The 19,374-nt window shown below is 72.8% G+C and carries 19 protein-coding genes; 11 read left to right on the top strand and 8 right to left on the bottom strand.

Features of this window, described 5'->3' with window-relative positions; translation table 11 throughout:
- Positions 1-21: 21 nt before the first annotated feature.
- The 4 genes from IG74_RS0106030 to IG74_RS0106015 form a co-directional block, all read right to left on the bottom strand.
- Positions 22-1,179, bottom strand: a complete 1,158-nt coding sequence (locus IG74_RS0106030; protein WP_037824582.1) for a serine hydrolase domain-containing protein — start codon at positions 1,177-1,179, stop codon at positions 22-24.
- Positions 1,180-1,335: 156 nt separating this feature from the next.
- The gene (locus IG74_RS0106025; RefSeq protein WP_030670801.1) at positions 1,336-3,534 is read right to left on the bottom strand and encodes an MGH1-like glycoside hydrolase domain-containing protein; all 2,199 of its coding nucleotides are present in this window, start codon (positions 3,532-3,534) and stop codon (positions 1,336-1,338) included.
- A 139-nt stretch (positions 3,535-3,673) separates the two neighbouring features.
- Positions 3,674-4,987: a cytochrome P450 gene (locus tag IG74_RS0106020; RefSeq protein WP_030670798.1), complete on the bottom strand. Its 1,314-nt coding sequence runs from the start codon at positions 4,985-4,987 to the stop codon at positions 3,674-3,676.
- A 111-nt stretch (positions 4,988-5,098) separates the two neighbouring features.
- Positions 5,099-5,587 (bottom strand): hypothetical protein, encoded by a 489-nt coding sequence (locus tag IG74_RS0106015; protein WP_234334236.1) that lies wholly within the window; start codon positions 5,585-5,587, stop codon positions 5,099-5,101.
- 88 nt (positions 5,588-5,675) lie between these two features.
- On the opposite strand from IG74_RS0106015, the gene IG74_RS0106010 reads away from it, so the two are divergent.
- The gene (locus tag IG74_RS0106010) at positions 5,676-6,308 is read left to right on the top strand and encodes a TetR/AcrR family transcriptional regulator (protein ID WP_037824580.1); all 633 of its coding nucleotides are present in this window, start codon (positions 5,676-5,678) and stop codon (positions 6,306-6,308) included.
- Positions 6,309-6,360: 52 nt separating this feature from the next.
- A complete protein-coding gene (locus IG74_RS0106005; protein ID WP_030670789.1) occupies positions 6,361-6,768 on the top strand; it encodes a DUF3224 domain-containing protein in 408 nt (135 codons plus the stop codon).
- 24 nt (positions 6,769-6,792) lie between these two features.
- Here IG74_RS0106005 and IG74_RS0106000 read toward each other — a convergent pair whose 3' ends face one another.
- Positions 6,793-7,587 carry a DUF1206 domain-containing protein gene (locus tag IG74_RS0106000; RefSeq protein WP_051854607.1) on the bottom strand — a complete coding sequence of 265 codons (795 nt, stop codon included), beginning with the start codon at positions 7,585-7,587 and terminating at the stop codon, positions 6,793-6,795.
- A gap of 370 nt (positions 7,588-7,957) precedes the next feature.
- Here IG74_RS0106000 and IG74_RS0105995 point away from each other — a divergent pair, with 370 nt between their 5' ends.
- Positions 7,958-8,695, top strand: coding sequence for a S1 family peptidase (locus tag IG74_RS0105995; RefSeq protein ID WP_030670785.1), 738 nt, complete (start codon positions 7,958-7,960; stop codon positions 8,693-8,695).
- Positions 8,696-8,757: 62 nt separating this feature from the next.
- Here IG74_RS0105995 and IG74_RS0105990 read toward each other — a convergent pair whose 3' ends face one another.
- Both IG74_RS0105990 and IG74_RS0105985 read right to left on the bottom strand, forming a co-directional pair.
- Positions 8,758-9,723, bottom strand: a complete 966-nt coding sequence (locus tag IG74_RS0105990; RefSeq protein WP_030670781.1) for a sensor histidine kinase — start codon at positions 9,721-9,723, stop codon at positions 8,758-8,760.
- A complete protein-coding gene (locus tag IG74_RS0105985) occupies positions 9,720-10,610 on the bottom strand; it encodes an MEDS domain-containing protein (RefSeq protein WP_030670778.1) in 891 nt (296 codons plus the stop codon). The genes IG74_RS0105990 and IG74_RS0105985 overlap by 4 nt, the downstream gene beginning before the upstream one ends.
- A gap of 124 nt (positions 10,611-10,734) precedes the next feature.
- Here IG74_RS0105985 and IG74_RS0105980 point away from each other — a divergent pair, with 124 nt between their 5' ends.
- The 7 genes from IG74_RS0105980 (at position 10,735) to IG74_RS47730 (ending at position 16,350) form a co-directional block, all read left to right on the top strand.
- A complete protein-coding gene (locus IG74_RS0105980) occupies positions 10,735-12,825 on the top strand; it encodes an ATP-binding protein (protein WP_158857483.1) in 2,091 nt (696 codons plus the stop codon).
- A 205-nt stretch (positions 12,826-13,030) separates the two neighbouring features.
- On the top strand, positions 13,031-13,537 hold the full coding sequence (locus IG74_RS45625) for an STAS domain-containing protein (RefSeq protein WP_078868613.1): 507 nt from the start codon (positions 13,031-13,033) through the stop codon (positions 13,535-13,537).
- Between the two features lie 405 nt (positions 13,538-13,942).
- Positions 13,943-14,209 carry a hypothetical protein gene (locus tag IG74_RS0105965; RefSeq protein WP_158857481.1) on the top strand — a complete coding sequence of 89 codons (267 nt, stop codon included), beginning with the start codon at positions 13,943-13,945 and terminating at the stop codon, positions 14,207-14,209.
- A 37-nt stretch (positions 14,210-14,246) separates the two neighbouring features.
- A complete protein-coding gene (locus IG74_RS51950; protein ID WP_158857479.1) occupies positions 14,247-14,393 on the top strand; it encodes a hypothetical protein in 147 nt (48 codons plus the stop codon).
- 87 nt (positions 14,394-14,480) lie between these two features.
- Positions 14,481-14,840 (top strand): hypothetical protein, encoded by a 360-nt coding sequence (locus IG74_RS0105955; RefSeq protein ID WP_030670762.1) that lies wholly within the window; start codon positions 14,481-14,483, stop codon positions 14,838-14,840.
- A 9-nt stretch (positions 14,841-14,849) separates the two neighbouring features.
- Positions 14,850-15,146 carry a hypothetical protein gene (locus IG74_RS0105950; protein ID WP_030670759.1) on the top strand — a complete coding sequence of 99 codons (297 nt, stop codon included), beginning with the start codon at positions 14,850-14,852 and terminating at the stop codon, positions 15,144-15,146.
- Positions 15,133-16,350: an ATP-binding protein gene (locus IG74_RS47730; RefSeq protein WP_051854605.1), complete on the top strand. Its 1,218-nt coding sequence runs from the start codon at positions 15,133-15,135 to the stop codon at positions 16,348-16,350. The genes IG74_RS0105950 and IG74_RS47730 overlap by 14 nt, the downstream gene beginning before the upstream one ends.
- A gap of 55 nt (positions 16,351-16,405) precedes the next feature.
- On the opposite strand, the gene IG74_RS0105940 is transcribed toward IG74_RS47730, so the two are convergent.
- The gene (locus tag IG74_RS0105940; protein WP_051854604.1) at positions 16,406-17,623 is read right to left on the bottom strand and encodes a S8 family peptidase; all 1,218 of its coding nucleotides are present in this window, start codon (positions 17,621-17,623) and stop codon (positions 16,406-16,408) included.
- Positions 17,624-18,045: 422 nt separating this feature from the next.
- Here IG74_RS0105940 and IG74_RS0105935 point away from each other — a divergent pair, with 422 nt between their 5' ends.
- Positions 18,046-19,374, top strand: a complete 1,329-nt coding sequence (locus tag IG74_RS0105935; protein WP_030670752.1) for an ABC transporter substrate-binding protein — start codon at positions 18,046-18,048, stop codon at positions 19,372-19,374.

Genomic DNA, 19,374 nt, shown 5'->3' with positions numbered 1-19,374 from the left:
CTCGGGCAGTGTCGTCCTCGGTCAGCGGCCACAGAGCTCCCCGCGCACCGCCGCGTCCTCCAGGGCCTGCTCGCCCCAGTCGCCGTTCCTGTTCATGGTCATCGCGTGCCGTCCGTCGGCCGACACCACCGTCCGGGTGGCGGAGCCCGGGATCATGCCGCCGTGGCCCCAGGCCCAGCAGCCCGGCGCGAGCTTGAAGTGCCGGATGCCGAGGCCGTAGACGTCCTCCGGGCCGCCGTGCCCCTTGTCGCCGTCGACGGGCACGGCGTCGAGCAACTCGCGCCGCTGGGCGGCCGGGAGCAGTTCGCCGCCCAGCAGCTCGGCCATGAAGGTGTTGACGTCCCCGACGGTCGATATCAGCTGTCCTGCCGAGAACGCCACCGTGGGGCTGAACTCGGTGACGTCGCGCACCCTCGCCTGCGGCCCGTCCTCGAACAGCGTGGAGTAGTGCGTCGCGTGCGGGGCGGGCAGCCGGGGCGAGGTGCCGGGCACGCTGGTGTCGCGCAGGCCGAGCGGCTCGATCACGAACCGCTCGACCGCCTTCTTGTACGAGAGTCCGGAGGCCCTCTCGACGATCATTCCGGCGAGGACGTAGTTGGTGTCCGAGTAGTCCCACTTCCCAGGCCTGCCGGGGCTGCTGCCCTGCTCCGGCTGGAAGTTGGGCCGGTGGGCGAGTGCGATGTCCACCAGTTGCTCGGGCGTCCACGTCCGGTAGCGGTTCCGGTCGAACGCGTCGCCCGCGTACCGGGCGCGGAAGGCTGTGTCCATGTTGTAGTCGAAGATGCCGCTCGTGTGGTTGAGCAGGTGCCGGACGGTGATGTGCCGGGGGCGGTAGCCCTTGCCGCGCACCACCTTCGGCAGCCACCGCTCGACGCTGTCGTCGAGCGAGAGCCGCCCTCGCGCCGCGAGCTTGAGCAGGACCACGGCGGTGAACGGCTTGGTCACGCTGGCGACGCGGAACTTGTCGTGGACGCTCCGCGGCCGCCCCGTCGCGATGTCGCCCACGCCCGCCCGGCCGCTCCACCCGCCGTGCGCATCTCTGACCTGGGCCACGACACCCGGCGTGCCCTCCTCGACGATCCGGTCGAGGGCTGCCTGGAGCCGGGCGTGGGTGCGCGAGGGCGGAGGGCGCTCGTCGGCGAGGGCCGGGGGTGCCGCCGCGAGGCAGAGCAGCCCCACGAGGACCCCAAGTGCGGTCAGCGCACACGGAGATGGCGAACACAGTGGGATTCGGCGCATGGCTCAAGCTCATCACCGGCCCGGCCGCCCCGGCATCGGGGTTGCCCCTGAAATGCCTCAGGGACAACCCCGGAAGCCCCTCAGGACAGACAGCCCTCAGCTCCCGCTCAGCATCGGCAGCAGCACGGCCGCCGACCAGCTGAAGTTGGGCGAGTTGAGCGGCGCCCCGGTCAGCGGGTCGTAGTTCTCCATCACCGGGCCCCGGTCCGAGAGGCCACCCGCCTGGGCGAGCAGCCGGTCGGTCAGGGCGCGGGCCTCGGCGGTGTGCCCGTACCGCCGCAGTCCGGCCTCGGCGAAGTACGCCTGGTCCAGCCAGACCGGGCCGCGCCAGTAGCGCTGCGGGGCGAAGTGGGGCGAGCTGCGGGCCACCGTCGGGAAGGGCACGGGCGTGGCGAACTCGCCCGGGTCCGTCAGCTTGTCGCGCACGGCCGCGGCCTGCGCGGGTGACGCCGTGCCGGTCCACAGCGGGACGGCGCCCTCGATGCCCCGCCCGCGCGCGGTGAGCAGGGAGCCGTCGGCCAGGTCCGTGTCGTGGAACCAGCCGCTCTTGGGATCGTACATCCGCTCGCGCACCGCCGCGTGCGTGGCCCGGGCGCGGGCCCGCCAGTGCCGCGCCCCCGCCCGGTCCCCCAACTCGCGCGCGATGGCGGCGAGATGGGTCTGGTCGGCGGCGAGGTACGCGTTGAGGTCGACGGACTCCTGGGTGAGCGAGTAGCCGGTCACGCGGCCCGAGGCATCTCGGTTGGTGACGACGGAGGTGCCCAGGGCGGCGTCGAAGCGCGGCGCGTTGTCCATGCCGCTCTCCCAGGCGGCGGCGAGCCTGCGCTGCTCCGCGCTGTCGTTGGCGGGGTCGACGGTCGCCCCGTACTCGGCGAGGCCGTCGCGGTCGTGGTCGCGGTTGCGGTACCACCACGCCTGGTACGCGGCCAGCTTCGGGTACATCTCGCGCAGGAAGGCCCGGTCGCCGCTGTGCCGGTAGACCTCCCGCACCGCCCACGCGGCCAGCGGGGGCTTGCTGTTGCGCTCGTTCCAGTTGCCGCCGCCGTCGGCGGGGTCGTTGTAGAAGACGGCGTCCGGGATCATCCCGGCGTCCTGCGCCCTGCTCGCGGAGCCGGGGCGTATCTGGTGGTCGAACATGGCGCGGATCTGCGACTGGGCGAGCCGGGGGGCGAACCGCGCGGTGCCGACGGCCTGCTTCCAGGTGTCCCAGGCCCAGACGCCGCCGGCGAACCACTTGTACGACAGCGAGGGGCTGATGGCGTCGTGCCGGATCTTCCCGGCGGCCGAACGCCAGTTGGTGACCAGGGTCTGCAGCGCCTTCACGGCGAGGCGGCGGCGCGCGGGCGGGACGGGCCCCGTGACGTCGGCGACGTAGCGGCGCCAGCGCGCGTCCCCGGCCGCCGCGACGGCGGCTGGGCGGGCCAGGGCGCGGCGCGCGGCGGCGCCTTCGCGCGCCCGCTCGGGCCCGGTGAAGGTGTAGCTCTCCGTCCAGTCCAGGGTGCGGGCCGCGCCGGGGGCGAGGCGGAGCGGCGCGGCCAGTTCGGTGCGGTAGGTGTCGTGGGCGAGCGTGGAGCGGACGGGCTCGCGGTGGGTGATCTGGAAGCGCTCGGTGCCGTCGGTGAGGTAGTCCCACTTCTCGCGCACGCGCGCGAAGTCGACGGCGACCCCGCGCGCGGTGGTGGTCAGCGACGGCGCGTCGCGCTGCGGTTCTTCCTCGGGCCGCAGCAGGCTGCCGGACCAGTCGGCGGCGAGCGTGCGCGTCGTTCGGCCGCTGTTGTGGACACGGGCGCGGACCAGCGCGGTGCGGTCGGTGGCGAACCGCAGCTCCAGGGTGAGATCGAGGCCGTCGAGGCGGTAGCGCTGGCGCAGCAGCCCCGGCAGCGACGTGAAGCGCGGCGCGCCTCCGGCGGCGAGGTCGAGCGTTCTCCCCGCCTCCTTCAGGCGCATCCTGCTGAAGGATCTGCTCAGCCACCAGGGGTACTCCTGGGCTATGTAGAGCGGCCCGCTGAAGCCTCCGTACGTCGTCGGGTCGTCCGCCTCCGGCAGGGCGTACGCGTGCCACGCGCCCCGGTCGGCGAACACGTTGACCGGGTTGAACTCCCCCGGGGATGCGGACTTGGGGACACCTTCAAGGTCGAGGACGTTCTCGTAGGCGGCCGGGCCGCCGGTCGTGCGGGCGGCGTTCGCGGTGTCGTACGACGCCGGGGAGTCGTCGGCTCCTGAGGGGGACGTCGTGCCCACGGCGAGGCCGAGGGCGAGGGCGAGCACGGGCAGGGCGCGGGTGGGAGAGCGCATCGTGGCCTCCGGAGGTGTGGATTCTGCGGGTGCGTCGGAACGGCTGTGGCATCAGGACGGCGAAAGTGATCGACCTTCAGCGGTCTAGCCGGACAGGCGCGAACCCAAACACCTCACGTGTAACCGCAGTTCACCCAGCTCACCGTGGGCTCACCAGCATGGGGATGTCGTCGGCCGCCCACAGCACGAAGCGTTCGATCGGCGTGACCTGATGGCCGGGCACCGGCCGGAACGTGAGGCGTTTGAGGAGAACGGCCAGGACCAGCTGCGCCTCGACGGTGGCCAGTTGGGCGCCCTCGCAGCTGCGGGGGCCGAGGCCGAAAGGGATGTAGGCGAACCGCGGCCGCTTGGCCGCCTCCTCCGGGGTGAATCGCTCGGGGAGGAACTTCTCGGGATCGGGCCAGTGGTCGGGGTTCAGATGGACGGCCCAGAAGGGGTAGAAGACGGTCGTCCCCGCGGGGATCTCGTATTCCCCCAGGACAAGGGGCTCGGTCGTCTCCCGCGCGCCGTACGGGCCCGGCGGGTAGAGCCGCATCGCCTCCTTCAGGGTCATGTCCAGGTACGTCAGTCGACGCAGGTCCGCGTAGGTGGGCGCGGGGCGCTCCCCGAGCACCCGGTCCAGTTCCTCGGTGACGCGTGCGGCCGCCTCGGGGTGGCGGCCCAGCAGGTGCAGGGTCCAGGAGACGGCCACGCCGGTGGTGTGGTGGGCGGCGAGCAGCGTCACCATGACGGTGTCGCGGATCCGTGCCGGGCTCTGACCGGCCTCGACGAGCGCGCCGATCAGATCGCTGCGATCCGCGCGGCCGCCGGAGCGGTGTGCCGCGACCACCTGGTCGACCGTCGCCCGAAGGTAGGCGAGGGCCTCGTCCGCCCGTCGGGCACGCTCGTCCTCGGAGCCCGGGACGGGCACCTGGTAGAGCCGTCCCAGGTATTCGGTGAGGACCGTCTCGAACGCGTGGGTCACCCGGTCCGGGGCGGCCGCGTCGCCGCCCAAGGAGTACTCGCAGATCATCCGCAGCGTCAGTGCGGTGAGGTCCTTCTGCAGCTCGACGGGGCCGCCCCCGGACCGCGCCGCCCAGCGGTCCGCGAGACCCGTCGCGAGCTCGGTGAACCGTGCGAAGTGCCGTTCGTGGGAGGGGCGTCCGGCGAAGACGGAGAGCAGCAGCCGTCGCCACGGGGCGTGCTGGTCGGCCGCGAGGACCTGGAGGTTGTCCGCCTCGCACAGCGGGGCCAGGAACTCGAAGAGCCGCTCCGGCCGTTTGTCGATATGGGCCGTGGCTTCCAGGAGCACGGGGTCGGCGACCGAAACGGCCTCCTCCGCCCCGGGGAGCTGGAACCGCACGACGGGTCCGTAGTCGGCGTGCAGCCGCAGTTGATAGGTGTGCAGTCCGCCCGCATCGGCGATGGCGCCCACGCCGCCGTCCGGTCGGGGCTCGGGGCCCGGGATCTCCATGGCCGCGCTCTTTCCCGGTCGGCGGGCCGGACACACACTGGTGTACGAGTTTTCCTCGGGGCGGCGGCGGTCCGCGCCACCCCGAGGCCCCGAGCCGCCGGGCGTGCTGAACTACCGCTTCCGGTCCGGTAGTTGGACGTCGCGCGCGTCGCGCAGCAGGTCGGGGGCCAGGCTCCGGTGCTTCTTCGCCAGCGGCGGCCACACGCGTGCCGCCAAGGGGCGGTCGTAGCGCAGGAACGTGGCGAGGGACACGCGGTCGCCGTCGGCCTGGACGACGAGGTGACCGGTCAGGAACCACGACCTGGCCTCCAGCCTGATCCAGTCCGCGCCCCGGTCGCCTATCTCCCATCCGGCCACGCACCCCGGTGCCGACTTGAGCCGCAGCCCGAGCAGCACCCGCCAGACGAACTGCCCCATGCGGCCCGCTGTGTCCTCGAACAGGGCCTTCGCCCACTGCTCCGGCGACCGTCCGGGCACCCCTCCGGTCAGCGTGAACAGGTCCACGTAGTCGGGCTCCGCCATCGTGCTCAGGGCCAGGATCCGCGCGGGCACCGGCTGCTCCTGGCGGACCTCACCGGCTGTTCCTGGTGCGACGTCCATACGTGCTCCCCCTTCAGGTCAGTCCACGGAGTGGCATGCCACGGGTAAAGTAACCTACATACATGTCTGTATGTAACTGGGGACGGCAATGACACGGCAGAAGACAGCGGACGGCCGGCGCAGCCAGGCCGACCGGCGCGCACAGACCCGCAGCGCCTTGCTGGAGGCGGCGGCCCGCGGCCTCTCGACGTACGGGTACGCCAACTTGGCGCTGGAGCGCGTGGCGGCCGAAGCCGGGTACACACGCGGTGCGCTCTATCACCTCTTCGCCAACAAGGAGGCCCTGGCGCTCGCCGTGGTCGAGTGGGTCGAGGAGACCTGGAACGCCGAGGTCGGCCGGGCGGCCATGGAGGAGCCCGACCCCGTCGACGCGCTCGTCGCGCTCGCGCGGGGGCACGCCGTCTACTGCCGCCGCGACGTCGCCCAGGTCATGACGGTGCTGCGCGTGGAGTTCGCCGGGCAGGACCACCCCGTCGGCCGGGCCCTCACGGAGATCCTCGAACGGCTCGGCGCCGACTGCGCGGGACTGGTCGCCGCCGGACGCGCCAGTGGCGCCATCCCTCCCGGGCCGCCGCCCGAGGTGATGGCCTCCGTCTTCCTGGGGGTCGTGGAAGCGGTCGGGATCGAACTGGCCGGACAGGTCCCATACGACACGCAACTCGCCGAGCGGGCGGTCCGGGGCGTGCTCGGACTGCCGCCCCGGACGGAGGCTGCCCGGTAGATCATGCTTTGTCACCTGGCGGCCGTACCGGTGGTGCGGACTACGATCCGGTATGCGAGCCTCCGGAACCTTCAAAGTCGCCGACTTCACCCCGGTCTCCGTGCCGAGCCCGGGGATCGAGACCGCCGTGCCAGTGGCCGTCGCCACGATGGCCAAGCAGTACGAGGGCGAGGTCGTCGGCCACTCCACGACCTTGTTCACCGCCGCGGCCGACCAGTCCACCGGCACCGGCACCTACGTCGCCCTCGAGTCCTTCGAGGGGACCCTCCACGCACGCAGCGGCACGTTCAACTTCGCGCACTCCGGGACCACCGTCGACAGCCGCAAGGAGGGCGAGTTCTTCGTCATCGTCCCGGGCAGCGGGACGGGCGACCTGGCGGGGATCAGCGGGACCGGAGGCATCGCGGTCGACGAGGACGGCACGCACCGGCTCTGGTTCGACTACGAACTCGCCCCGTAGGGCGGGCGGATCACCGGCCCCGGCTCAGACCTTTCGCCACCGAGCGCTCGCCCACGAAAAGGCACCGAAGGCCATCAGCGCCAGGGCGAGCGCGATGAGCAGCCACGGTCCCGCCGCGGTGTGGCTGAAGGAGCGCAGGGTGTCGTCCATCCCCTTGGCCTCGCCGGGCTCGTGCCGCACGGCGGCCACGACGAGGAACGCGCCGGCCGCCGCGAAGGCGCATCCCCGGCCGCAGCCGCCGACCACCCCGAGCACGTCCACGACCCGGCGCACCGGGGCGGGCATCTCCCCCATCCGCAACCGGCGGCGGTACTTGCGCAGCGCGGCCCTGCCGATCATCCACAGCCCGGCCGCCACCACGCCGAGCCCCACGGCGCCGACGATCCACTGCCCGCCCCGCCAGTCGAGGACGGTCGCGGTGACGTCGTCGACCTGACGGTCGGACGAGCCGCTGCCGCTGCCCTTGTCGCCCGTGACGTAGGCCAGGACCAGATAGCTGACCACTCCGTAGAACACGAACCGGCCCGCTGACAGGAGGCGTTTGCCCGGCTTGCGCCCCTCGGGGCCGACCTGCCCGAACAGCGCCTCCGAAAGCCGCCACAGCGCCATCCCCACGAGGCCGAGCCCGAGGAGCCACAACAGGGCCTCCCCGAAGGGCTTCTGGGCGAGTTCTGTCAGCGCCCCGCCCCGGTCGGCCTGCTTCCCGTCGTCGTCGGAGAGCGCGATGCGCAGCGCCACCACGCCGACCAGCACATAGATCGCGCCGCGCGCCACGAATCCGGCCCGCGCCGCGACCTCCACCACACGGCCACGAGCCATCTGTCGCGCCCGGCCTGCCCCATTTCGCACTGCCCCATCAAAGCCCATGGTGGCCGAATCCCCCGGGACGTCCCGCTCATGCCCCGGTCGCGTCAGAGAGGGACGCGGGTCACCAAGGAGCAGGGCGACCTTTCACCACAGAATGGTCCAGACCAGCAGATTTCGCTTGACTATGCATGCGCTCGCAATTCTACGCGAGTAGCCATGCCCCGCCTCTTGCGACGGTCATGACCCATCTGCCAGATTCACCACAGCCTTTGATGGCATGCACGCGACAGGATTACCCACCTGTCGCGTGTACTCGTAGTCGCATACCTATGCGGCTCAGTCCTCGTGAAGGACGCCCAACCCCCACACAATGGAGACGAACGTGCGAATATCCAGACTTCTCCCCGCACTCGCGGCCGTCGCACTGACCGTACTGGGGCTCGCCCCCACCGCCGCCGCGCACGCCTCGGCGGCCGAGCGCGCACCCGCCGCCCCGTCCACCACGTCGGTCCAGCCGATCATCGGCGGCGGCTACGCGAGCAACGCCCCCTGGGCGGCCCGGCTCTTCTCCAACGGGCGGCAGACGTGCACCGCCACGATCATCGCCCCGACCTGGATCCTCACCGCCAAGCACTGCGTCAGCGGCGGCGGCCTCTCCTTCCGCATCGGCAGCCTCGACCAGACCACCGGCGGCACCACGGCCAACGGCGTCAGCGTCACGAACCACTCGTCGTCGGACCTGTCCCTGGTCAAGCTCGACCGCTCCGTGTCGGCCACCTACTCGCCGCTCGGCCAGCCGGGTTCGGTGACCGTGGGCCAGTCCGTGCAGGTATACGGCTGGGGCGCGACCTCCCAGTGCGGCCAGGAGATCAACTGCCAGTCCCGGCTCCTGAAGGTCGCCAACGTCACCGTCACCGGCGGCTGCCGCGACGCCTACCAGGGCCAGGCCATCTGCGCCCGCCGGGGCAACGGCATCACCGCGGGCGGCGACTCGGGCGGCCCCATGATGGCGGGCGGCGTCCAGGTCGGCGTGGCCTCCACGAGTGACCGCCAGACCACCACCGCGTACACGAACGTGACGGCGTACCGCTCCTGGATCCAGAGCGTGGCCGGCGTCTGAGCGAACCCTCCCCTCCGCGCGGCGCCCGCGCGGAGGGGGCACGGGCCCGTCACCGACCCGGGTCAGCGACGGAAGTAGAGGCGTACGACCGAGCCGTCCGGGCCGAGCCGCTCCGTCATCAGATCGCTCAACTGCCGTACGACCCACAGGCCGTGGCCGCTGACCGTGCGCGGGGCAGGGGGCAGATGCCCAGGGAAGGCGGGCACCCGCGGGAGGCGGCCGTAGCCCACGTCGGCGATCTCGCAGATCAGGTACTCGGGCTCGCTCCACAGCCGCAGCACCCCGCTCCCGCCGCCGAAGCGGATGGCGTTGAGCACCGTCTCGTGCACGGCGACGACCAGGTCCTGGACGCGGCCCTCGGCGAGCGCGCGGCCGCGGGCGAACTCGGTGGCGGCGGCGCGGACCACGGCCGTCCGGCCCCGCTCGAAGGCGACCTCGGTGGCCGCGCGGCGGGTCCGCGCACCCGGCTCGACCAGCTCGCGCTCCGCCTCGTCGCACTCGGCGTAGAAGTCGGCAGGGGCCTCGTAGCGATCGCTGTGGAGCAGTCCGCTCTCGCCGACGGCGAGTTCGGGGTGGGTGCGGCGGGCGGTGCTGATGACCTCGTCGGGCAGGGCCCGGGTGTCGTACGGGCACAGGATCCAGTGGCCCGATTCGGCGAACGCGATGTTCAGGAGCGACTCGTAGCGCATCCACTCCCGGACCTCGAAGGTGGTGCGCCCCGTCCAGACGGGCTCGCCGATCACGCGGACGCGGCGGGCGCCGTCCTGCTCGCGGGCGGTGCAGTACGCGTGGTACTGGCCGAGGGTGCGCGACGGGTAGTGGTACCAGTCGAGGCAGTCGATGAACTCCACCTCGCGGGCCACGCCGCCGAGCGCGTCCCGCAGCAGGCCGATGTTGTCGCCCGCGATGACGGCGAGGAGCGCGTCACCCGCTTCCAGGCCCTCGTGCACGTACCCGAGGGTGCCCTCCAGGAATTCCTCGTCCGCGCCGTAGCACAGCGCCTGATGGACGAAGCCGGTTCGCGTCATAGCTCCTCAACCCCCCTGTCGACCTCCAGGCCGGGGACGGCGTCCCAGCCCGTGACCCGCATGACCCGGTGGACGTGCGGGGCGACCCCGGTGAGGAGCAGGCCGCCGCCCCGCTCCCGCAGCCGCAGGCCCGTGTGGACCAGCAGCCGCAGGGCGCCCACGTCGATGAACGACACCTCGCGCAGGCAGAGCCGGGTGCGCCGGCCGTCGGCACGGCCCGCGGCGCGCGCCGCCTCGCCGCGCAGGGCCCGCGCCACGGCCGTGACGTTGGTGTCGTCCACCTCCCCGGACAGTGCGAGACCGGGCGGGGCGAACGTACGGGTGATGCTGAGCAGTTCGTCCCGCCAGACGTGGTCGGCCACGGCCCGGCCGTGGTGCAGCCCCTCCACCGGCGCCCATTCGTGGACGTCGAAGACGCGACGGTCGTACTGACAGACCGCGAGCACGGGCAGGGCCTGGAAGACCGGGTCGAGCATGCGCTCGGCGTCCTGGAGCTCCTTGAACGCGTCGTCGCCCGGGCCGCGGACGACCTCCAGGGCGACGCGCAGCCCGAGGAAGCCGTCCGCCACGGCGTCCTCCGCCTCCCGGCGCACCCGCTCGTCGAGGTCCCACAGCGACTCCGGTGTCCCGAAGCGGGCGTCGAACCGCAGTGACCCCGTGCCCAACGCGTGTGCCACGTCGCACCCGTGACCGCGCAGGAACCCGAGCGCCACCCCGGGCGACCCGCCCCCGGAGGTGAGGACGAGACCCCGGTGCCCGCTCGCCAGGCCGTCCAGGAGGAACGCGGCGAGCATCACCTCGCGCTCCTCCTCCGTGTCGTAGCCGAGGAGGAGGTGGTCACCGCACCTCATCTGCCCGACGGCTCTGAGTACCGGTTCCATGTCCATCCGACCCACCCCCTTGCGCCGCACCCCCACCGCAACTACGCGGTGTGCCGGGACGGTTACACGCTACGCCGGAAGCGGAGCCGCCGTAGCGGATATGGTGATCCACACCTCACAAGGGGAAGGTATGTCCGCCTCAGTGCGCAACGGCAACGACCGCCTCGGCAATCTGCCCGTGGAACCCAATGTCTTCGTCGGCCGGAAGGGCGAACTTGCCCGCATCGAGCACCTGTTGGGCCGCGCGCGCCTGGTGACCCTGACCGGGCCCGGCGGGGTGGGCAAGTCCCGGCTCGCGATGCGCGCGGCCGCCGGGGCCGGGGGCCGCTTCCCCGGCGGGGTGTGGCTGGTGGAGCTGTCCGCGCTCACCGATCCCGCGCTCGTGCCCGTCGCGATCGCGCAGGCGCTCGGCCTCGCCGACGAGCCGGCCCGACCCGCACTCGCGGCCGCCGCCGGGCACCTGGGCGACAAGGCGGCACTCCTGCTCCTGGACACGTGCGAGCACCTGCTGCCCGCCTGCGCCCGCGTGGCCGCCGCGCTGCTCGCCCGCGTGCCGCGGTTACGGATCCTCGCGACCAGCAGGCAGCCGCTCGCCGCGCACGGCGAGCACGTCCTGGCAGTCGAGCCCCTGCCGGTCGGCGGGCCCGCCGCAGGCGGGGACGCGGTGGCGCTGTTCGCGGCCCGGGCCGCCGCGGCGGTGCCTTCCTTCACCCTCACCGACGCCAACCGCCCCCAGGTCACCGCGGTCTGCGAGCGCCTCGACGGCATCCCGTTGGCGCTGGAACTGGCGGCCGTCCGCCTGCGCGGCATTCCCCTGGACCGTCTCCTCGCGGGCCTCGACGCCCGCTTCGAGATGCTCACCACCAGGCCCCCGACCCGCCCCGCCCGCCATCAGGCGCTGCGGACGGCCATCGGCTGGAGCCACGAACTGTGCACCCCGCTGGAGCGGCTGCTGTGGGCCAGGCTCTCGGTGTTCGCGGCGAACTGGGACCTGGAGGCCGCCGAATTCGTGTGCCACGGCGGCCCGTTGGGCGCCGAGCGCGTCCTGGAGCACCTGACCGGGCTCACCGACAAGTCGATCGTGGCGCAGGAACCCGACGGGGGCGGCCCGCGCTACCGGATGCTCGACACCCTCCGCGAGTTCGGCGCCCAGTGGCTGGCCGAGCTCGGCGAGACCGACGACATCCGGCGCCGCCACCGCGACTACTACCGCTGGCTCGTCCGGCGCGCCGAGGCCGAATGGCTCGGCCCCGGCCAGCGCGCCTGGGCCGACCACATGAGCACCGAGCACGCCAACCTCCGCCTCGCCCTCGACACCGCCCTGACCGATCCCGACCCCACGCTCGCCCTCGAACTCGCGGGCACGCTGTGGTTCTTCTGGTTCGCCGCGGGGCACGCCGAGGAGGGCCGCGCGTACCTGGCGCGCGCCCTCGGCCGCGGCAGCGGCACCAGCGCCGAGCGGACCCTCGCCACCTGGGCGCACCGCCTCATCACCCTCACCCCTGACGACCTGGACGCCGCCGAGGACGTCGCCGCTCAGTACGTACGTCTCGCCGCGGCGCGGGGCCTGCCCCCGGCGGCGCGGATCCTGCCGCTGAACGGGGCCAGCCTGGCCGCGCGCGGCGAGTCCGCCCGCTCGGCCGTCCTGCACGGCGTGCCGGGACCGGGCCCCGCGGGCGGCGGCGGTGCCACCTTCTTCAAGCTGACCAGCCATGCGGTGCAGGCGTATCTGCTGGCCGGACAGGGGGCCCTGGCCCGCGCCGTCACGGCCGCCGAGCGTTTGAGCGCCGAGTGCGACAAGCGCGGCGAGCTGTGGATGCGGGCGTGGGGCGACTACTACCTGGGCCTGGCCCGGCTCGGCCTCGGGGACACCGAGTCCGCCGCCGACTGCGCGCGGGCCGCCCTGGCCGGCAAGTGGCGCATCCACGACCGCCTCGGCACCGCCGCGGCCGTCGACCTCCTGGTGTGCGTCGAGGCCGCGCGGGGGCGGCCCGAGCGCGCCGCCCGGCTGCTCGGGGCCGCCACCGAGCTGTGGCGCCGAGTGGGGCTCGCGCGGTTCGGGGACGCCGAGGCCACCGTCTTCCAGCGGGAGCAGCGGCGCAGGCTGCGCGGGGAGCTGGGGGACGCGCGGTTCGCCCTGCTCCTCGCCGAGGGCCTGGCCCTGGACACCCGGCAGACCGTGGAGTTCGCCCTCGCCGAGGTGCCGGAGGCCCGGTCCTGAGCCCGCCCCGGCGCGGGCCGCCACCGGTGCGGGCCCGCGTGCGCCCCGGGTCGCGCGCGCTCCCGACGCTCACCCGATCGAGCGACACCCTTTCCCCTGACGGGGCTGTTGACCGGGCTGTACCGTCCCATCGTGCAACCGCGAGGCTCGGCACCGCCCAAGCAACCACGACGACCGCACACGACTGCCGAGGTGAGCAGCCGCCATGAGTGAGCCATGGCAACGGGAAATCCTGCGCCGACCACCCCTGTTGGCCGCGCCGGGCCGCACGGGGTGGTCCTCCCGCAGCCGGGCCCTCGCCGGACACACCGTCGTGGAACTCCGCGGCGAGATCGACCTCGACGCCGACGCCGAACTCCGCCTCTACCTGGACGGGATGACCTGCCGCCCGTTCGCCCGCGTCGTGGTCGACCTGCGCCCGGTGACGTTCATCGACTGCGTCGGCCTCTCCCTGCTCGTCCGGGCGCAGCGGCGGGTGCGGGAGCGCGAGGGCAGGCTCCTGCTGGTGGGCACCGACCCGTTGCTGCTGCGGATGCTGCACATCACCGGCCTCGACCGGCCGCTGCCGGCCCACCCCACCCTCGACCACGCGCTGGCCGCGGGTGACGCGCCGCCGCCCGCCGTCAAGGACGTCATGACCGCCGCCGCGGACGAGGGTCCGTCCGCGCTGTCCCCGGGATACGACGAGGCACCTCAGGAGCCGACCGTGTGATCCCGCGCAGAACGCGATCGTCTGATCCCGCGTCATGACTCCGCTGATCCCGCGTCATGACTCCGCCCGCATCACCCGCATCAATTCCCCCCTCGCGAAACCGACGGCACGGTGGGCACCTCCGGCACTCCAGAAATCGCACAAGGAATCGCCTTGATTCCCGGGAATAAGGCGGTACAAGAAAAGGCTTTCGCCGCTACACTCGCTCACCTGGATATCCGGCTGGGGGATTTCGGGGGAGGATCACACATGGCCGATGATCCACGCTCGCATGATTCAACCGCACGGCACGGACGCCGTCGCCTATGGACGCGGGAAGCGCCGCCGGAGGCCGCGGAAGCCATCCTGGGAGTTCTCCAACTCCTCGGCGGCGTCGCGATCAAAATCGCTCAGGTACCGCGCCCGTTGCAACTGAAGAAGCTCACCTTCGACGAGGTCGTCCGCTATTTCGTGGAGGAGCGTCCGGACGTGCCTCAGGTGCACCACGGCGCTCTCCTCACCCGGCAGGGGCTTTCCTACGGATTCCCCTGTCTCCAGCTGTTCGTCGACCGCGACAACAAGCCCTGTCTGCGGCCCTCCGGGGAGCCGTACGGCCGGTTCCTGGTGACGAAGGAGCTGGACGGTGAACTCCTGGGGATGTTCGGCGGGCGGGAACTCATCATCTTCGAGTAGCGCCGGGACCGGGGGCGGGACAGTACGGGAGGAATCGATGGGGAAATGGGCGGCCGCGGCCGCCGGATTGGCCGTCGCGGTGCCGTTGCTCGTCGCGGCGTTCCGCGCGCGCAGGAGGAGGAACCGTCAGGACACGGAGATCGACCAAGCGGAACTGAACCGCTGGTTCCGGCGCCATCGCTGATACCACGGCGGCCGCACACGACGAGTCCGTAGCCACATCCGAACGACAGCAGAAGAGAAACGAACAGTATCGGGGGGAAAGACACCAATGGATCCACTCTCCCTCATCGCCGCGATCGCCTTCTTCGGCTATATCGCGGTGGTGATCGTCTCCATCACCGTGGAAATCATCACGGAATGGTTCCGGGCGCGCGGCAGGATCAAGGCGGACAACGCCAACGCGATCGCCTTCTCGCTCGCCGAGCGCATCGCCAACAAGGACTACGCGAAGGTGGGCGGGGTGTTCGACAAGACCCCGGCGGCCGCGTCCACGCGCATCGTCCAGGGCTTCTTCGACGAGCGGAGCGGCCGTGTCCTCGAAGCCCGCGCGCTGGCCAGTGCCCGCCAGCCCGGCGCCGACGTGATGCGCCACCACGCGGCGGGCCGCGGGCTCGTCGTCTACACCTGAGGGGCGGCGGTGGAACCCATCAGCCTCCTCCTGCTCCTGCTGGCGGGGGGCTTCGCCGCCGGGGCCGTCATCGCCCTGGTGACCTGGGACATGGTGGACGGCTGGATCTCCGCGCGTGCCGTCCGCGGCGGCTACGCGGAGATCCTGTCCGAGCGCCTCACCACCGGCGACTACCACGTCGTCGGCGGCATCTTCAGCCCGTACGGCGTCAGGACGGCGACCCAGGTCTGGGACGCCCACGCCATCGACCCCGAACTCGCCCGCAGGCTCCGCACGTCGAGGGGTGTGATCCGTGTCCAGACATGAGCGCGGCCTCGAAGAGCACGGCACGGACAACGGCTCCTGGTCCACGCCCCGCCTCTTTCTGAGCGGATTCCCCGCGGACGTTCCGGACCGGGAGCTGGTGAAGTTCAGGGTGCGGCTCTTCGCGATGCTCGGCGAGATCGTCAACCACTACCGGCCCGACCCGTTCGTCCTGAGCGCCGGATACGGCACGCTGCCGCCGCGTCCCGGCCAGGAGCCGCGGTGGCCCGCGCCCGCGGAGGAAAAGGAGCCGCAGCCACCCGCCTTCTCCACGATCGAGCCGCTGTACACCTTCGACCAGCTGGTCCTGCCCGAGGAGACGGTCAGCAGGCTGCTCGACTGCGTCTCGCTCGTCGAGGTGGCCCCGCTCGTCTTCGACACCTGGAACCTGCGGTCGATCGAGCCCCATCCGTCCACGGCGGTCAACTTCCGGGGCCCGCCCGGCACCGGCAAGACCATGGCCGCCCACGCCATCGCGCACCGGCTCGGCCGGCGCATCCTGACCTGCCGCCTCTCGGACCTGGAGAGCAAGTACCACGGCGACGGGCCGAAGAACCTGGCCGCGCTGTTCGCCGCGGCCAAGGAGCAGCACGCGGTCCTCTTCGTCGACGAGGCCGAGTCGCTGCTGTCGCGCCGCTTCGCCCAGCCCCAGCAGGCCGCCGAGAGCGCCATCAACTCCATGCGGACCGAGCTCCTCATGGCGCTCGACACCTTCCAGGGCCTGGTGATCTTCGCGAGCAATCTGCCGCACAGCTACGACGCGGCGGTCGAATCCCGGTTGCTGCACGTCGACTTCGCCCTGCCCGACCACGCCGCCCGGCGCCGGATCTGGCAGACCCATCTGCCCGCCGAACTGCCCGTGCACGACGACGTCTCGGTGGAGGAGCTGGCCGACGTCGGCGACGTATCGGGCAGGGACATCAAACTCGCGGTCATCCTCGCGGCGGTCGGCACCGCCCGCCGCCACCAGCCCGCCGTCACCCGGGACACCCTGCTCGCCGCCCTCGAGGAACAGCGCACTGCCCCGCCCGCGCCAGCGGTGCCGGACGAGTCGGGGGCCGAACTCTCCGACGAGGGCAAGCAGTCGATCGCCGAACAGCTGCGCCGACGCCTCGCCGACGCGAAGGCCGAAGCGGGCGCCGAAGCAGACATCGAGGCCAAGACCGTCAGCGGCACGGACGGAGGTGACCTGAACACCCCGGCCTGAGCCGCGGCAGGGCACCTGCGCACGACAGCCCGTGGGCCCGGACGGGCCCACGGGCTCAGCCGTTGTCCTCCTCGGGGTCGTCCGGGGTGAGGGAGGGGCCGAGGTACAGCAGGCGGTTGCGCGAGCTCGGGCTGACCGTCAGGACGTCCGGCGTGGCCGCGTCGATGATCCGCTGCTTGAGGACGGCCGGGGTGCCCTCCGCGTCGTCGTCCAGGGCGAGCAGCACGGCCCCGGTGGTGTACGGAGCGGCGAAGGACGTGCCGCTGACCGTGGCGGAGCCGCCGCCCATCTGCGCGGCGAGGACCTGGTGCCCGGGGGCGTAGAGGCTCACGCAGCGGCCGTAGTTGCTGGTGGCGGACTGGACGTCGCTCCGCGTGACGTTGCCGACGGCCAGGACGCTCGCCGCCCGCGCGGGCGAGCGGGTGCAGGCGCTGCGGCCCTGGTTGCCCGCGGCGGCGACGGTGAGGATGCCGTGGTCCTTCGCGAGCGTGTCGACGGCCGCGTCGGTGGTCGGGAACAGCGGTGAGCTCAGCGAAGAGTTCACCACCGCCGACGGGACCGCGTTCTTCGCGACCCACTCGTAGCCCGCGAGCAGACCCTCGCTGGTGCCCTTGTTCTGGCAGTTGAGGACGCGCACCGACACCAGCTTCGCCTTCCGCGCCACCCCGTAGGTGGCCCCGCCCGCGAGGGAGGCGACGCTGGTGCCGTGGCCGTAGCAGTCCCTGCCGTCGCCGCCGAAGGCGTCGTAGCCCAGCGTCGCCCGGCCCTCGAAGGCGACGTGGTCGAAGTCGATGCCGCTGTCGAGGATGTACGCGGTCGTGCCCTCGCCGTCCTCGCCGGGCGTGAAAGTGCCGTCGAGCGGCAGCCCGCGCTGGTCGATGCGGTCCAGACCCCACGACTCCGTGGCCTCCCGGTGGCGCCGCCAGGTCGTGCTGCGCGGGCCGGAGATGACGCCGACCTGTTCCACCGCCACCACCCCCGGAAGGCGCCGTAGGGTGTTCAGCTGGCGCGGGGTCAGATCGGCGGAGAAGCCGTTGAGCACCTCGCGGAAGGTCTGCCGCACCGGCAGTCGCCACTGTTTGGCCGCGCGGTCGGACGGCACGCTCGGGGCCAGGGTGACGATGTACCGGCCCGGCAGGGCGTGGGCCGCCTTGTGCAGGGGGGCGGGCGCCCGGTCCTCCGCCGTGGCTCCGGGGGCGGTGACGAGTCCGGTCGCGAGGGCGGCGGTGGCGGCGGCGAGGGCGGTGACGGCGCGCCGGGGTGGTCGGGGCATGTGGTGCTCCAGATGAGGTGGGGGCTGGTGCGTACCGCACGGCCGACAGGCCGCTCTGTATCTCTCACCGGGCCGCGCTCGCGTCTACCCGTCGTCCCCCCGATGGCGCACGCCCCCTTGGGCCACAGGGCGGCAGCGGACCGGCCGAGGAGCGGGGCAGGCACCCGTGCGGCCGGGGCGGGATCCGGCCTTGCTGGCACGGGTCGTCGGCAGTGGTGCCGCACACGACGGCGAGCGGGCGGCGGCCCTCCTCGGCCCCCGTACCGCCGACGATCGCGGGCGCGCCGCCGACAGAGGTGGCACACGCGGCGCCTCCTGCCGTCGGACCGCCCCGTTCCGCACGGCCGGAACCCGGCTCCCACCACCTCCAGCCCTCTTCTCGCCACGGGCATCACCTCGTACGTTCCCCTGCGGAGGTGGCGATGACGGCAGTGCCCGGTGCGCCAGGTCCGCTGTCGCGGCGCGGGCTGCTGCGCGCCGGTGGTGCCGGGGCGCTCGCGGCGGCCGGTGGCGCGGCGTCGGGCTGTACGGCGGGGGCAGGCGGCGGGGTCGGACCCGACGGGCGCGTCACCATCCAGCTGTGGCACGGGCAGACCGAGATCGCCGCGCAGGTCGTCAAGGGCCTGGTCGCCGACTTCGAGCGCGGCCATCCGGACATCCGCGTGGACATGGGTGGCGGCGTCGTCTCCGACGCGATGCTCCAGAAGGTCACCGCTGCCCTGGCCGCCGGTTCCTACCCCGACATGGCCTACGTCTTCGGCTCCGACCTGGCCAGCGTGGCCCGCAGCCCGAAGGTCGTCGACCTGACCGCACACGTCCGGCGCGGCCCGACGCCGTGGCGGAACTACTGGGCGGCGGCCCGGGACGCCGTCACCGTCAACGGCCGGGTGCGGGCGGTGCCCGCGCTCCTGGACTGCCTGGCCGTGATCTGCAACAAGAAGGTGTTCGCCGCTGCCGGGCTCGACCTGCCCGAGCCGGGCTGGACCTGGCGGGAGTTCACCGACACCGCGCGCCGCCTCACCGACGCGGACGAGGGACGGTTCGGCACCGGCTGGCCCGGCACGGGCGACGAGGACACGGTGTGGCGGCTGTGGCCGCTGGTGTGGGACCTGGGCGGCGACGTGATCGCCGACGACGGGCGGAGCATCGGCTTCGCCACGGCGGGCGTGCGCGCCCTGGAGGTCGTACGGGACCTGGCGCGCGACAAGAGCGTCTACGTCGACCCCAAGCCGGGCAGCGGGCAGATGTACCAGGTGTTCCTGTCCGGGCGGATGGGCATGGTGGTCACCGGCCCGTGGCAGCTCCCGGACCTGCGCCAGGCCGGGCTCGACTACCACGTCGTGCCGCTGCCCACCTTCAGCCGCCGCCCCGTGACCGTCTCCGGCCCCGACACCTGGGTCCTCTTCGACAACGGCGAGGCCCGCGCGCGGGCCGCCCGGACCTTCGTCACCTGGCTGATCCAGCCCGCCCAGGACAGCCGGTGGGACGTGCGCGCGGGCAGCCTGCCGCTGAGCCGCCGCAGCCAGGAGCGCCCGGCCTGGCGCGAGCACGCCGCCGACACGCCCGGCCTCAACGTGTTCACCGAGGCGCTCACCGCCGCGCGCGTACGCCCTGTGCACCCCGCCTACCCCCGGGTGTCCCGCGCCCTGGGGCAGGCCGTCGTCTCCGTGCTGCTGGGCCGGGCAAGCCCTGCCGACGCGGTGCGCTCCTGCGCCGAGGAGTCCAACGCCGCCCTGCTGATACCGCGTTGA

The sequence above is a fragment of the Streptomyces sp. NRRL B-1347 genome, from assembly GCF_000720325.1.
In the GTDB taxonomy this organism is placed as follows: Bacteria; Actinomycetota; Actinomycetes; order Streptomycetales; family Streptomycetaceae; genus Streptomyces.
The sequence above is the reverse complement of the archived record's forward strand: the minus strand, read 5'-3'. Positions and strand labels throughout refer to the sequence as shown.